Source organism: Oceanisphaera avium, from assembly GCF_002157875.1.
Lineage (GTDB): Bacteria > Pseudomonadota > Gammaproteobacteria > Enterobacterales > Aeromonadaceae > Oceanimonas > Oceanimonas avium.
This window is the reverse complement of sequence record NZ_CP021376.1, coordinates 57,382-71,585: the sequence shown is the minus strand read 5'-3', so window position 1 is coordinate 71,585 and position 14,204 is coordinate 57,382. Positions and strand designations below refer to the sequence as shown.

Annotated in this window: 11 protein-coding genes; 4 read left to right on the top strand and 7 right to left on the bottom strand. The window is 48.0% G+C overall.

The window, feature by feature from the left end; all coding sequences use genetic code 11:
• Positions 1–62 precede the first annotated feature (62 nt).
• Complete coding sequence (locus CBP12_RS00315; protein WP_086961865.1) at positions 63–1,202, top strand: ribosomal protein uL16 3-hydroxylase; 1,140 nt, start codon at positions 63–65, stop codon at positions 1,200–1,202.
• A gap of 710 nt (positions 1,203–1,912) precedes the next feature.
• On the opposite strand, the gene CBP12_RS00310 is transcribed toward CBP12_RS00315, so the two are convergent.
• Together CBP12_RS00310 and pdxH are read right to left on the bottom strand one after the other, a co-directional pair.
• Positions 1,913–2,410 (bottom strand): GNAT family N-acetyltransferase, encoded by a 498-nt coding sequence (locus CBP12_RS00310; RefSeq protein WP_086961863.1) that lies wholly within the window; start codon positions 2,408–2,410, stop codon positions 1,913–1,915.
• Positions 2,411–2,499: 89 nt separating this feature from the next.
• Entirely contained in the window at positions 2,500–3,135 is a 636-nt protein-coding gene (pdxH, locus tag CBP12_RS00305; RefSeq protein ID WP_086965238.1) for a pyridoxamine 5'-phosphate oxidase, read from the bottom strand.
• 225 nt (positions 3,136–3,360) lie between these two features.
• On the opposite strand from pdxH, the gene CBP12_RS00300 reads away from it, so the two are divergent.
• Positions 3,361–3,615 carry a YfhL family 4Fe-4S dicluster ferredoxin gene (locus CBP12_RS00300; protein ID WP_086961861.1) on the top strand — a complete coding sequence of 85 codons (255 nt, stop codon included), beginning with the start codon at positions 3,361–3,363 and terminating at the stop codon, positions 3,613–3,615.
• Positions 3,616–3,641: 26 nt separating this feature from the next.
• Here CBP12_RS00300 and CBP12_RS00295 read toward each other — a convergent pair whose 3' ends face one another.
• The gene (locus CBP12_RS00295; RefSeq protein WP_086961859.1) at positions 3,642–4,187 is read right to left on the bottom strand and encodes an acyloxyacyl hydrolase; all 546 of its coding nucleotides are present in this window, start codon (positions 4,185–4,187) and stop codon (positions 3,642–3,644) included.
• 251 nt (positions 4,188–4,438) lie between these two features.
• Between CBP12_RS00295 and suhB the strand changes: the two genes are divergently transcribed.
• On the top strand, positions 4,439–5,242 hold the full coding sequence (suhB, locus tag CBP12_RS00290; RefSeq protein ID WP_086965236.1) for an inositol-1-monophosphatase: 804 nt from the start codon (positions 4,439–4,441) through the stop codon (positions 5,240–5,242).
• A gap of 221 nt (positions 5,243–5,463) precedes the next feature.
• Here the strand turns inward: suhB and CBP12_RS00285 are convergent, their stop codons facing one another.
• From CBP12_RS00285 to CBP12_RS00265, 4 genes are all read right to left on the bottom strand, one after another.
• Complete coding sequence (locus CBP12_RS00285; RefSeq protein WP_086961857.1) at positions 5,464–7,218, bottom strand: DEAD/DEAH box helicase; 1,755 nt, start codon at positions 7,216–7,218, stop codon at positions 5,464–5,466.
• 722 nt (positions 7,219–7,940) lie between these two features.
• Positions 7,941–8,180 carry a GlsB/YeaQ/YmgE family stress response membrane protein gene (locus CBP12_RS00275; RefSeq protein ID WP_086961855.1) on the bottom strand — a complete coding sequence of 80 codons (240 nt, stop codon included), beginning with the start codon at positions 8,178–8,180 and terminating at the stop codon, positions 7,941–7,943.
• Between the two features lie 112 nt (positions 8,181–8,292).
• Positions 8,293–11,385: a D-2-hydroxyglutarate dehydrogenase YdiJ gene (ydiJ, locus tag CBP12_RS00270; protein WP_086961853.1), complete on the bottom strand. Its 3,093-nt coding sequence runs from the start codon at positions 11,383–11,385 to the stop codon at positions 8,293–8,295.
• Positions 11,386–11,561: 176 nt separating this feature from the next.
• Complete coding sequence (locus CBP12_RS00265; protein ID WP_086961851.1) at positions 11,562–12,395, bottom strand: helix-turn-helix transcriptional regulator; 834 nt, start codon at positions 12,393–12,395, stop codon at positions 11,562–11,564.
• Positions 12,396–12,681: 286 nt separating this feature from the next.
• Here CBP12_RS00265 and tyrS point away from each other — a divergent pair, with 286 nt between their 5' ends.
• Entirely contained in the window at positions 12,682–13,992 is a 1,311-nt protein-coding gene (tyrS, locus tag CBP12_RS00260) for a tyrosine--tRNA ligase (protein WP_086961849.1), read from the top strand.
• The last annotated feature ends 212 nt before the right edge of the window (positions 13,993–14,204 follow it).

The window sequence follows — 14,204 nt, the reverse complement described above, 5'->3', positions numbered from 1 at the left end:
ACTACGCCTTGGCATAATAGCTGACTATTCTTATCTTACATTTTCCTTGACCATAGGTAGCTATGCACAGCGCATTCAATCTCGATATTACGGACTTCTTGGCTCATTACTGGCAAAAAAAACCTTTATTGTTAAAGTCGGCTTTTGCTGGTTTTGAAGATCCTCTTAGCCCGGATGAGCTGGCAGGGCTAGCTTTGGAGCCCCAAGTAGAATCGCGCCGCGTATGGCGCAGTGACGATCGCTGGCACGCCGAAAGCGGCCCCTTTGAAAGCTACGATCATTTAGGTGAAACCGACTGGACGCTATTAGTGCAAGCGGTTAATCAATGGCACCCCGAGGTGCAGGCGCTTGCCGATGAGTTTCGCTTTATCCCCGGTTGGCGCTTTGATGATGTCATGATCAGCTTCTCTACCCCTGGTGGCGGCGTGGGGCCGCATATCGACCAATATGGGGTGTTTATTATTCAAGGATCCGGCAGTCGTCGTTGGCGAGTAGGCTTACCTCAGGAGTTAGAGCAGTTTGCCGCCAATGGTACTTTGCGCCATTGTGAGGATTTTGTCGCCGACATCGATGAGGTGCTTATGCCTGGCGATATGCTCTATATTCCGCCGGGTTGCCCTCATGAAGGTTATGCCCAAACGCTGGCCATGAATTACTCGGTGGGTTTTCGTGCTCCCGATGCGCGGGACTTAATCTCAAGCTTTGCCGACCATCTATTAGCTAATGACTTAGGCGGCCGCCGCTTTGATGATGTTGATATGCCAGCCGCCACCGCCCACGGATGCATTGAGCCGCAAGTATTGGCGCAAGTGAAGAGCTTAATGACCGAGCTATTAGCTGATCCCCAGCGCCTTGCCGACTGGTTTGGCGAGATGATCTCTGAAGCTAAGCACGACTTAGATCTTGAAGCTGCAGAGCCCGCTTATAGTTTGGAAGAGCTAGTGTTGCGTCTCGATCACGGCGATTATTTATATCGCTTAGCTGGGGCTCGCTGCTTTTATATGGCCGGTGAACAGGCGGTATTTTATTTAGATGGTGAGCGCTATCAGTTAGCCAAGCCTGATGCCGGCGCCATCACGCTGTTGTGCGATCACTCCCGTATTCACGGCCCCGAGATTGCCTTTTTAACTGAGCCACAAGCCTTGCTTGAAGTCTTATTACCGCTGGTGAATCAAGGCTATTGGTATTTTGAAGAAGAATAATAAAGATCTTGGCTCTGCCGTCATCCTGACGAATGTCAGGATCTCGTTTTAGACTTTAAAAACTAAAGCGAGATACCGTGGTAAACACGGGATGACGATAGGTAAAATACCGGAGCAAGCACGGTATGACAACAGGTAAGATACCGGAGCAAGTCCGGTATGACGAGAAATAGCCGTCATCCTAGCGCACATTAGGATCTTGGCTCTGCCGTCATCCTGACGCACGTCAGGATCTCGTTTTAGACTTTACAAACTCACAGCGAGATACCGTGGTAAACACGGGATGACGATAGGTAAAATACCGGAGCAAGCACGGTATGACGACAGGTAAGATACCGGAGCAAGTCCGGTATGACGAGAAATAGCCGTCATCCTAGCGCACATTAGGATCTTGGCTCTGCCGTCATCCTGACGCACGTCAGGATCTCGTTTTAGACTTTACAAACTCACAGCGAGATACCGTGGCAAGCACGGTATGACGGGATGGCAGATACCGTGGCAAGCACGGTATGACGGGATGGCAGATACCGTGGCGAGCACGGTATGACGATAGGTAAAATACCGGAGCGAGCACGGTATGACGACAGGGAAGATACCGGAGCAAGTCCGGTATGACGAGAAATAGCCGTCATCCTAGCGCACATTAAAATCTTGGCTCTGCCCTCATCCTGACCAACGTCAGGATCTGGTTTAGGTGTTATCTTTACTTTTCACTTTTCTAGCAAGGTGTCGAAGGCCGGATGATAAGTCACCTGCCCACGGATAGTAGGCTGTTTAAAAGCCATCGCCATTAAAGTCTCGTTAGCGCTAGAGTACTCAAGCCCAAATTCAGCGGCGGGCTTAAAACCAAAACGGCTAAAAAAATCACTTTTACCTAAGACTACAACGCCTGCCCAGTCTAGCTCATTGGCACAATCTAGTGCGGCGCGAATTAAAGCACTGGCAATGCCTTGGCCTTGGCACTCTGGCCATACACTCACGGGTGACAATGCTAACCAGCCGCTGTCTTCCCCGTTAATAAATACCGAGCTCATTAATAAATGCCCCATAATGGCACCATCATATTCCGCCACTTGGCTTAAGCTAATGGCAGCTTGTTCACGCAGTGCCCAGACCAAATCACCGGCTTGCTCTTGGCCAAAAGCAGCACAGACTAGCTCATCTATTTCTTCACCATCACCGGGGCGCTCGGTTCGACAAATCAGCATAAAACACCTTTAAAAATTATTCTCCGTACTGGTGTGTGACTCTTATAATAAAGTGCTTGGCAAAAGGACTTTTACTTTTAAGAGCGTAGTTAAGGTGCTAAGCGTTCTATTAACCAGCCTGTCGCTTGGCGCTGATATAAGAAGCGGTCGTGTAAGCGATTTGCGCCGCCTTGCCAAAATTCAACCGAGTCAAACTTTACCCGAAAACCGCCCCAAAAACTCGGTAACGGCACTTCTCCTTTGGCAAATTTTTGCTTCATTTCTAAAAACTTAGCTTCTAAGACACCGCGCGCCGAAATAGGCATTGATTGGTGTGACACCCAAGCGCCAATTTGGCTATCTTTTGGCCGACTACTAAAGTATTTCACTACTTCTAAGTTAGATAAGCGCTCAACCTGACCGGTAACATGCACTTGGCGCTCCAACACATGCCAAGGAAAGAGCAAACTTACCTTAGGATTATTCGCCAACTGGCTGGCTTTACGACTGCCCATATTGGTATAAAAAACAAAGCCATGGGCATCTAAGTGTTTAAGTAACACAATACGCTGATAAGGCTGTCCTTGTGCATCTACTGTACCTACTACCATGGCAGTGGGATCCATCAAATCGGCCGTCACGGCTTGCTGCATCCACTTTTCAAATAATGCTAATGGCTCGGTTGGCAAATCGTCACGTCGCAATCCACCTTGTAAATATTCTCGTCTATAGTTGGCCAGTTCCATTGCTAAACCCCAAGCGAAGTAATCATTTATTGTGCTAGTACTCATCTCTATTAGCAAGATGCTCCTTTCATCGTATTTAATAAATACCCGCTTTGCGATTAACTACTTATCACGCAGATAAAGCTAGTATGCACAGACTAGGGGTAATTAGTATTGCAAGCTAAGGCGTACTGGCCGCACAATAGGCGCTATTTTAGAAAAGCGTGAATAGTGTGGTAGCAAAAAATGGCCTTACTTATCGAAGATAGCTGCATAAATTGTGATATGTGCGAGCCCGAGTGTCCGAATGACGCTATTAGTTATGGGCGAGAGATTTATGAAATAGAGCCCGATTTATGTACCGAGTGTGTTGGCCATTATAATAAGCCCACTTGCATCAGCGTATGTCCTATCGATTGTATTATTGTGGATCCGGAGCGTGTTGAAAGCGAAGAAGCGCTATGGGATAAATTTGTGCTACTGCATCATGTCAGCGACTAATGCTAGTGCTCCCTGCTCTCACCGGTTTAAAAACGATAACCATAACTTAAATTCCAATAGCTAATCCCCTGATTAGGCTGCTTGATGCCGGCATTAGATAAGTGACGCGCTTCCACCATTAGACTATGACGTTCTTTAACTAAGCCTATGCCAGCACGGCTACTAAATTGAAAAGCACTGGATAAGTCTCGCTCCCCTAGCTGCGTGTCGCTTATCCACGCCGGCCCTACTCCTACTAACAGCACCGGTTGCCAAGTTGCGTTGGGCATAAAATTATATTGCAATAACGGCACTAAGCTTAGCTGCACTAAATCATGATGAGTGGCATGCCAAGCCGCCGCCTCTGCCAACACACCATAGCTTAAGCGCCCCTGCCATTGCTGAGTCCACTGCCCACCTATTTGTACAGTGTGTGCGCCATAGCCGCCGCCCCCTCCCACTCGTAAGCTATTCTCAGCTGCCGCTAAAGGGGACAGTAACACAGCTGCAATAACCAGCGCGCTCAGTCTTCTTGAGCGTGCTCCTCGTTGCCAGCGTGCAGTTAATAAGGAAGTATTATTTTCTAAGGTCATAGCCACTCCTTAGTTGTTACTCAACAAACACTTAATAATTTAGTCATTTATCAACGCTTTAAAGATAGTAACTGCTAGGCTTTTTTTCTTATTTTTTCGATAAAATGACTATAAGAATTTTTTCTAAGAATATGTAAGCGTGCTTGATTAAGACAGCTTAGCGAGCGGGATTTATATCTTGCCTAGTTTTCGTTCACAGGTATAATATGGCGCTCAAATTTCGTTCTTTAACATCAAGTGAGTTCACTCATATGCATCCGATGCTCAATATCGCGATACGCGCTGCGCGTAACGCTGGTCAAGTTATCGTCAAAGGTTTCGCCAACCCCGATAACGTAGAAATTAGTCGAAAAGGCCAGAACGATTTTGTTACTAATATCGATTTAGAAGCAGAAAACGCCGTGGTTAACACGCTGCGTAAATCCTACCCAGAGCATACCATTATTGGTGAAGAGTGCGGTGAGCTCACCGGCAGCAACCCTGATTATCAGTGGGTTGTTGACTCCCTTGATGGCACCACCAACTTCGTTAAAGGCATTCCGCATTTTGCCATTTCTATTGCGTTGCGCGTAAAAGGTCGCACCGAACAAGCGGTAGTTTACGATCCTATTCGTGATGAGCTTTTTACTGCTAGCCGCGGCGCAGGCGCGCAATTAAACGGTTATCGCATTCGTACAGGTAAGGCCAAAGACTTAAGCAATGCGGTATTAGCCACTGGCTTTCCTTTTAAGCAAAAACACCATCTCGATGCTTATATGGGCATGTTTAAAGACTTATTTGTGCAATGCTCTGACATTCGCCGCGCCGGTGCTGCTAGCCTAGATTTGGTTTATGTCGCCGCGGGACGCGTTGATGGCTATTGGGAATTAGGCTTAAAACCTTGGGACTTTGCCGCTGGCAGCTTAATTGCTCGTGAGGCCGGTGCTATTGTTACCGACTTTGCCGGTGGCCATAACTTTGAGCGCAGCGGTAACTTAGTATGCGCGAATCCTAAAGTATTAAAAATTATGCTAGCTGGTATTCGTGAGCACTTACCTGAGTCACTTTCTCAGTAAGCTTGAGCCCAGCGCCCAGCGCCCAGCGCCCAGCTAAATAATAAACGCCGCACTCTTTGAGGGCGGCATTTTTTTATGGGTTTAGCGGGCTTCGTTGCAGAGCAGTCATTAAGAGCAACAGCGAGATCCTGACGTTCCGGCTTAAGGAACGTATTGCAAACAACCTAAACAAAAAGGCCTGTCATTGCTGACAGGCCTTTTTTAGTGCGTGCTAAACGGTATTAGCCGTTTAAGCGCTCGGTACGACGAGGTGAGCGCGGCTTGCGATCATCGCCACGAGGAGCAGCACCACGACGAGGCAGTGGGCCACCTTCGTATTTAGCTAAGTTTAACGGGCGCTGACAAACACGCACGTTTTGCAATACTTTGTGTACTTCTGAGGTCATGCCTTGTGGCAGATCAACAGTTGAGAAGTCATCATGAATTTGAATTTGACCAATAAAGCGTGACTCAAGATCGGCTTCGTTAGCAATCGCACCCACTAAGTGACCTGGCTTAACACCGTGTACACGACCTACTTCAACGCGAAACGTTTCCATGGCAACACTATCACGACCAGAACGTGGGCTACGAGCAGGACGATCACTGCGCTCGCGGCTGTCACGAACATCAGGACGACGTGCTGCCTGTGGGCGGTCTTCCATAAATAATGGACGGTCGCCTTGTAACAAGCGTGCTAAACCGGCGGCTAACTGCGAGCTGTCGAGCCCTTCTTCTTCTAAAGAAGCGATCATTTCAGCGAACGGTGCTAATGATTTTTCATCGGCTTCTACGCTTACACGCAGTTTATTCTTAAAGCGCTCTGCGCGGATCTTATTGATCTCATCCGCTGATGGCATCTGCATTTCTTCGATAGGTTGGCGAGTGTGGCGCTCAAGGTTAAACAGACCGCGCTTTTCACGACCGGTTACAAACAAGATGGCATCACCTTCACGACCCGCACGACCGGTACGACCAATACGGTGTACGTAAGACTCGTTATCGTGTGGCATATCAAAGTTAACTACGTGGCTAATACGCTCTACGTCTAGACCACGGGCGACTACGTCAGTTGCCACCAAGATGTTTAAGCGACCATTTTTAAGACGCTCAATCACTTTTTCACGTAATTTTTGTGGAATATCACCGTGCAAGGCTTCACAGGCGTGGCCTTCGCGGCTCATCATGTCGGCCAAATCTTCGGCGTCTTTACGCGTGCGCACAAACACCAACATGGCATCCATTTGTTCGGTTTCTACCAAACGGCATAAACCCTCGTGCTTATTCATGCCACGTACAAACCAGTAACGCTGGCGAATACTGGAGTTAGTGCGAGTTTTATTCTCAATGCGCACTTCTTTCGGGTTGTTCAGGTACTTTTGAGCAACACGCTGAATAACGGGTGGCATGGTGGCAGAGAACAGAGCAATTTGGCGAGTAGCAGGCGTTTGCTCCAAAATCCACTCAACGTCGTCGATAAAGCCCATGCGCAACATTTCATCGGCCTCATCCAGCACTAAGGCTTTCAGATTATCCAATTTAAGAGTGCCACGGCGCATATGGTCCATAACGCGACCTGGGGTACCAACTACAATATCAACGCCGCGCTTTAACGAGCGGATTTGTGTGTCGTAAGCTTGGCCACCATAGATGGACATAATACGAATGTCTTTACGATATTTTGCATAGCCTTCAAACGACTCGGCAACCTGGATAGCCAGCTCGCGAGTGGGGGCTAATACCAATACTTGAGGAGTGGCGTTGCCACCAGTAATGGTGCTTAACAGCGGCAGTGCAAACGCTGCAGTTTTACCGGTACCGGTTTGTGCCAAGCCTAAAACGTCACGGCCTTCCAGCAAAGTAGGAATAGCAGCAGCCTGAATAGCAGAAGGCTTCACATAGCCGGCATCGGCAAGTGCTTTTAATACTTCAGGAGCTAAACCTAGTTCAGTAAAGGCAGGGGCATTTTCAGCAAGTACAAGTGTAGAATTTGTCATTTAACAGTTCCGAATAAATAGAATGTCGGCGGACTGATACAGTAAAAGGCCAGGGACAACCCATCTCACATAAGTGAGGGCTTCCCTTTACAGAGTGTGTGACACACTGAGATTCACAAGGCTAATCTGGCCATTTTTGTCTCAACACCGCCATGGTGAACGTACTGATTAACTATCAGCGCGTCTTTCTCATCATGAATGTCGATCTGCCAGACTTGTGTCGTCGCGCCCAATGGAGGGGACGGGCAACCCGATAAGGGTCGCGTCGTTTGGCGCGGACGTGATGCGTTATGTTCCTAAAAAACGCAATATAACCCGCTTCAACGCACATACTTTGGCAGCTACGTAAACCCAGGGTTTAATGAAACTGGTTTATTTAAACCATGCTTCATCTGTAGCATGCCGAATAGGCGGGTTATAACGATAGTTAGCGCTATTACATATAGCTAAATTATCGTGACCCACATCACAAAAGGTCATGCCCTTCTGGGCTGAGGGCGCATTCTCTGTCAAACGACACAGAATGTCCAGCATTATTTGTCTATTGGGGATTGGGGATGTGAAACATCACAGCATGACATTCGCGAGTAGTGAAAGCATCTCACTCTTATAGCATAAGGGGTGAATAGCTCAAGGACGGCATGAACTAAGGTCATACCTAAATGTTGCCAGCCCCCTCTTGGCCGCTAACTCCTCACTATTCCCCCTTCTTTTTTTCATTATTAGCTTCTAAATTTTTTCGCAATATAGATAAGCAACACAGCGCCTAGAGTGGACATCATCAAAGAGCCAATTACACCAGTAGTGGCAATGCCGACTAACCTAAAGACGATACTGCCAACAAAGCCGCCCACTAAACCCAGTAAAATATTACCTAATACCCCATAACCTTCGCCTTTCATGAGCTTGCCAGCAATCCAACCGGCCAAGCCACCAATAATTAACCCTAAAATTAACCCCATGTTATTCCCTTAAAATATTGTTGATAATATGTACAACTCACTAGCGCCTAGCTAATACAAACCTTAAACCAGAGCCTTATCAGGATGAAGGCTAAACAACAAACAGCGCTCTTTATGGTACTTCGGTGCTGGGTGATTGTGGCTGGGCGCTCCTTAATAAATGCAACAGCGCCTGCACCGGATGTTGAATACCTTGCCCTTCGATACGTTTTACTTGTGAACGACAAGAAAAACCGGTGGCTAAACAGCGCTCGGTGGGGCGTTTGCGTAATGGCTCGGCCCAGCTCATGGTGTATAACTGTTTTGAGCCTTCCACATGTTCGCGCTCATGACCATACGTGCCGGCCATACCACAGCAACCCACCGGTACCGCTTCAAGCTCAGCACCTAAGTGCGCAAAAATACCAGCCCAGTCTTGATGAGTGGTGGGCTTAGCGGTTTTTTCGGTGCAATGAGCAAATAGGTACCAAGGCTCCCCCGCTTTGTCACGCACTGGAATGGTCGCCAATTGCTGTAATAACCACTCTTGAGGCAAGAGTACTTCAAACTCGCCCCTTGCCGCGCCTAAGATTTTGTTATATTCATCGCGATAACACAGCACCAGTGACGGGTCCACACCCATCATAGGAATGTTTAAGCGTGCCAAATTATTTAAAAACTGAGCACTGTCGGCGGCCATATTGGCAAAGCGGCGCAAGAAGCCTTTAACGTGCGCCGGTTTACCGTTAGGTTTAAAGGGTAAGACTATTGGATTAAAGCCTAAACGGCGTGCCAGCTCTGCCAAGTCGAACACCACCTTAGCATCATAAAATGAAGTAAAAGGATCTTGGATAATAAGTACGGTTTTGGTTTTTTCACTGTCACTTAAGCGGCTAAGTTCGGCTAAATCAAACCGAGAATGGCCCCCTTCTTCTAACTGCTTGGCAAGACTTGGCTCACTCACCAATGGCATGTCCACCATACCCAATAACGAGCTGGCACTGGCTTTGACTAATCGATTGTTCATGAGTGGATTAATCAGCTTGGGCATTTTTGCCATCCACGGCGTGTAAGACTCCACCATTGACACTAAATAATCTTTTGGCGGGCGCTGATAACGCTGGTGATAAAGCTGTAAAAAACGCGCTCTAAAGGTTGGCACATCCACCTTAACGGGACACTGGCTAGAGCAGGCTTTACACGCCAAACAGCCATCCATGGCCTCTTTCACTTCATGGGAGAAGTCATAGTCGCCACGGCGTTTTTGCCAAGTAAATTTAATGCGCTCCACTAGTGCTTTCATGCTGGTGCGCCCGCTCATAATGGCCGCTTCTTCGGCCATAGGATCAAAGCCTTGAGCAGAAAGTTGGCGCAACCATTCCCGAGTTAAACCGGCGCGGCCTTTAGGAGAGTGACGACGGTCTGAAGTCAGCTTCATCGACGGGCACATGGGCGAGTTCACATCAAAGTCAAAGCACAAACCATTGCCGTTACAATCCATGGCCGGTGTGTAGCTATCGCGCACATTAATGGGGATTTGTCGGTCGTAAAAGCCCCGCTTAGTGGCATCCACGGATACGAGCTGATCTAGGCTATCGAGCGGCGTGCAAATTTTGCCAGGATTTAAACGGTTAAAGGGATCAAAAGCCGACTTAATGCGGCGCAGCTCCATAAATAACACTTCACCAAAAAAGGTGGGGCTATATTCAGAGCGAAAGCCTTTGCCATGCTCGCCCCACATTAAGCCACCATATTTAGCGGTGAGCGCATTAACCTGATCGGATATTTTGCGCAAGGTGACTTCTTGCGCCGGATCCGTCATATCTAGCGCGGGGCGCACATGCAACACGCCGGCATCGACGTGGCCAAACATGCCATATTGCAGCTGGTGGGCGTCGAGCAAGGTGCGAAACTCCACGATATAATCCGCCAAGTTTTCTGGTGGTACTGCCGTGTCTTCGACAAAGGCGATGGGTTTTTGCCGGCCTTTAGTATTGCCCAATAAGCCTACTGCTTTTTTACGCATGCCATAAATACGATTGAGTGAAGCCAAGTCATCACACACTTGATAGCCAATAATGCCCGCCTCATTACGCGCCATTAGCTCATCAAGTTGCTCACAAAGAGCATTAACTTTTGCTTGCTGCGTCTCAAGGTCGTGATCGGCATACTCAACAATATTTAAGCCTTCCATGACTTTGCCGGGCACATCTTGAATAAGCTCACTCACTGAGTGCCAAACAATATCTTCTCGCGCCAACCCTAATACTTTGGAGTCAACGGTTTCTACGGATAACGCTTGAGCTTCTACCATAAAAGGCGCATTACGCAGCGCCGATAAAAAGCTGTCGTATTTAACATTAACCAAGGTGCGATAAGGCGGGATGGGCGTAAGATCTAGCCAAGCTTCGGCAATAAAAGCTAAGGAGCCCTCACTGCCACATAAGATGCGAGTTAAATCTAGGGTGTGGCTGGCTTTGTCATAAACATGCTTTAAGTCATAGCCGGTTAAGAAGCGATTAAGCTTAGGAAAACGCTTATTAATCTCGCCGGCATGCTCGGTGACGCTGGCATACACACAGCGATATAACTCGCCCTCGCGGCTGTCTTCTTCTAATTTGGCATCCAGTTTCGAACCACTGACGGGGCCGGTTTCAATAATACTGCCATCGACTAATACCGCAGTGACACCTAATACGTGATCAGAGGTTTTGCCATAGACTAAAGAGCCTTGTCCTGAGGCATCGGTGTTGATCATGCCGCCAAGCGTGGCGCGGTTACTGGTAGACAGATCCGGTGAAAAAAATAAATCGTGCCCCGCCACTAATTGATTAAGCTTGTCTTTTACAATACCGGTTTGCACGCGCACCCGACGCTTAGCCACATCTAGGGTCAGTAACTGTTTCATATAGCGAGAGCTGTCGATAACCAGCGCTTGCGTTAATGACTGGCCGTTAGTGCCCGTGCCACCGCCGCGCGGAGCAAACTTCACTTCTTGAAATTCAGAACGCGTGCCCAAGCTTAATAACAAACTTAAGTCTTGCGTGGAACGAGGAAACACCACCGCTTGGGGCAGCATTTGATAAACGCTGTTATCGGTGGCCACACTTAAGCGACTCGCATAACTGCGCTCAATATCGCCACGAAAGCCACTATTAGCGAGTGCGTCTAAAAATTCAAAATAGAGGGGAGTTATCTGCGCTTGCAGATCTATCCTTGGGATCATAACGGCCAGTTCCCTGTTATTGGTATTAAGTGCGCCCAGAGTGAGAGCCAGTATACAGAATAATAGCGCCCCGCGCCTAGCAGCAAGCGCGAAGCAAAAAACATCTTGCTCTCTAGATGTTAAATCTAGAGCTAAACGTTAAATTTTAAGCTAAGGGTCGTGCTTGGCGCCAAGCGTTAGGTGCGGGGTGCTGTGTCTTCAGAGATCAAATGATTAAGAAAGCGCGCAAACAAAGCGGCCTGGGAGTCGATGGCTAATTTTCGATACACCTGCTTGCGATGATTTTTAACCGTGCCCTGCCCTATGCCCAACTGGTGTGCAAGGGCGTCATTATCTAAGCCTTGCAATAGTCCTCTGGCCACTTGTTGCTCACGAGCGGTAAGACGCGCGTGCCCAAAGCTATGTAGTGCATGGTGCACACGACTATACATATCGTTTGCCTGTTTGGAATTAGCCGCTATGTCTTGAGAGGGCACGACAAAAGAGCTAAGCGGCGCTTGCCAATGCTGGTGACAAAGCGCACGTAATAATGGCAGCAGGTGGCGCAGTGAGGTTTGTTCGTTTGCGCTAAAGGACTGGCGCGTAAAGCGCCCTAAAAATACCGTTAGCCATTGGCCTGCGGGTAAGCAGATGGTCAAGCCTAACTCTTGTTGCCAGCCAGTGGCTTGATAAAAGCCTGCTGCATATTCGGGCATAGGCGCACCGGCATGCTGCAGTACTTGCTGGAGAGAATAAACGCCCTCGCCCAAACCTTGGCGTAAGGCGCGGTAAAAAGGGTCTTGAGCATATAAGCCGCTTAAATACTGACTAAATAATAAGTCTCGCTGTTGACTTAAATTATCATATAAATAAAGCGGTGAGCCCGAGTCTTGATAACTTAGTATTAGGCAACAATCACTGGCTACTTGGGCTTGTACTAGGTTTGCTAAACACCGAGCAAAGCTGGGACGCCCTATGGCTTGCACCGCTTCGGTTAAAGCCTGCTGTTTATTTTCATTGGCTATCGACATAAGCGTCCTTAAGTTACAGCGCACAGGAGTGATGAGGAGTGAAGCGTAAAGAGTAAATGGACGAGCCAACATGCAGCCTAAACGAGGCGAGCTCTTACTATTAATATGTTAGGTCTTGGTCGGTCTTATCTTGGCTTAATTTTTTCGTGGCAAAGAAGTTTTTAGTCTTTATTTTTAAGCTGGGTACTTGGCGCTGACATTATATCGAAAACTATCCCTTTAGGGACATAGGCAAGCCAGTACGAATTAGTAAGCATAAGACTTTATTTTTATGCTTGAGTGACTCATGACTGACTTATTCACCCCTAATCCTTTATTAACTGAGCTTGAACAGCGCGGGCTAATTGCCCAAACCACTAATGGCCAAGCGCTCCATCATCACTTAAATCAAGCGCCGCGCACGCTGTATTGCGGCTTTGACCCAACGGCAGGCAGTTTGCACATTGGCCACCTAGTACCGCTATTAATGTTGCGCCGCTTTAAAGAGGCGGGGCATCAGGTGATAGCGCTAGTCGGTGGCGCCACCGGTATGATAGGCGACCCCAGCTTTAAAGACGGTGAGCGAAACCTTAATAGCAAGGCCCAAGTGCAAGATTGGGTAACCGACTTACAAGGCCAAATTGCGCCCTTATTGGGCATGAGTCTAGCGCAACCTTTCGAGCAACAAGCCAAGGTGAAGCTGCTCGATAATGCAAAGTGGATGAATAAGCTCGACTTATTTAGCTTTTTGCGCGATATCGGTAAGCATTTTTCAGTCAATGCCATGATTGCCAAAGACTCAGTTAAGCAGCGTTTAGCTCGCCCCGACCACGGCCTGTCTTTTACCGAATTTGCCTACTCATTATTGCAAGCTTACGATTTTGCCGAGCTAAATGCTGCGTATCATTGCACACTGCAAATTGGCGGTAATGATCAATGGGGCAATATTACCAGTGGCATCGACTTAACCCGTCGGCTTAATCAGCAGCAGGTGTTTGGCTTAACGCTACCTTTAATTACTAAAAGCGACGGTACTAAATTTGGTAAAACCGAAACGGGCACCGTGTGGTTAGATGCCGCTAAAACCTCACCTTATGCCTTTTATCAGTTTTGGCTCAATACCGCAGATGCAGATGTGTATAACTTCTTGCGCTTTTATAGCCTGCAAAGCCTAGAAAAAATCGCCGAGATTGAACGCACCGATGCACATTGCCAAGGTCGCCCTCAGGCGCAGCGCTTATTAGCGCAAGAGTTGACACAATTAGTACACGGCGAGGCTGCTTTACAGGGCGCACAGCGGATTAGTGAGGCCTTATTTTCAGGAGATTTTACCGCGTTAACCTTGTCAGAGTTAGCACAGTTAGCCCAAGACGGCATGCCTTTTACCACGCTCACCGAGGAGGGGCAGCATTCACTTAGCCAGCTGTTAGTGACCAGTAAGTTGGCCAGTTCCTTACGCCAGGCACGGGAGCTGATCGCTAATAACGCCATTACCGTCAATGGGCAGTTAATCAATAAAGATACTGGGCAACTCACACTACTACAGCAGCAATACGTCATTTTAAAGCGCGGCAAGAAGCATTTTCATTTGCTTAAGCTAGCGCCTGCGCTGAGCTAATAAGCAGGAAACAAGGCAACCCCATAATAATGGAGGAGCTAACCGAGATCCTGATTGTCATCAGGATGACGGCCTTAGGACTGTCATACCGAGCTTGCTCCGGTATCTCGCTCTGGTTTCAAAAACTAAACCAAGATCCTGATTGTCATCAGGATGACGGCCTTAGGACTGTCATACCGGGCTTGCTCCGGTATCTCGCTCTTGAATACTAA

What these genes read in the sequence shown, in the direction of transcription:
- CBP12_RS00315 (WP_086961865.1), top strand. Translation starts at nt 63, where the DNA reads ATGCACAGCGCATTCAATCTCGATATTACGGACTTCTTGGCTCATTAC.
- CBP12_RS00310 (WP_086961863.1), bottom strand. Translation starts at nt 2,410, where the DNA reads ATGCTGATTTGTCGAACCGAGCGCCCCGGTGATGGTGAAGAAATAGAT.
- pdxH (WP_086965238.1), bottom strand. Translation starts at nt 3,135, where the DNA reads ATGGAACTGGCCAACTATAGACGAGAATATTTACAAGGTGGATTGCGA.
- CBP12_RS00300 (WP_086961861.1), top strand. Translation starts at nt 3,361, where the DNA reads ATGGCCTTACTTATCGAAGATAGCTGCATAAATTGTGATATGTGCGAG.
- CBP12_RS00295 (WP_086961859.1), bottom strand. Translation starts at nt 4,187, where the DNA reads ATGACCTTAGAAAATAATACTTCCTTATTAACTGCACGCTGGCAACGA.
- suhB (WP_086965236.1), top strand. Translation starts at nt 4,439, where the DNA reads ATGCATCCGATGCTCAATATCGCGATACGCGCTGCGCGTAACGCTGGT.
- CBP12_RS00285 (WP_086961857.1), bottom strand. Translation starts at nt 7,218, where the DNA reads ATGACAAATTCTACACTTGTACTTGCTGAAAATGCCCCTGCCTTTACT.
- CBP12_RS00275 (WP_086961855.1), bottom strand. Translation starts at nt 8,180, where the DNA reads ATGGGGTTAATTTTAGGGTTAATTATTGGTGGCTTGGCCGGTTGGATT.
- ydiJ (WP_086961853.1), bottom strand. Translation starts at nt 11,385, where the DNA reads ATGATCCCAAGGATAGATCTGCAAGCGCAGATAACTCCCCTCTATTTT.
- CBP12_RS00265 (WP_086961851.1), bottom strand. Translation starts at nt 12,395, where the DNA reads ATGTCGATAGCCAATGAAAATAAACAGCAGGCTTTAACCGAAGCGGTG.
- tyrS (WP_086961849.1), top strand. Translation starts at nt 12,682, where the DNA reads ATGACTGACTTATTCACCCCTAATCCTTTATTAACTGAGCTTGAACAG.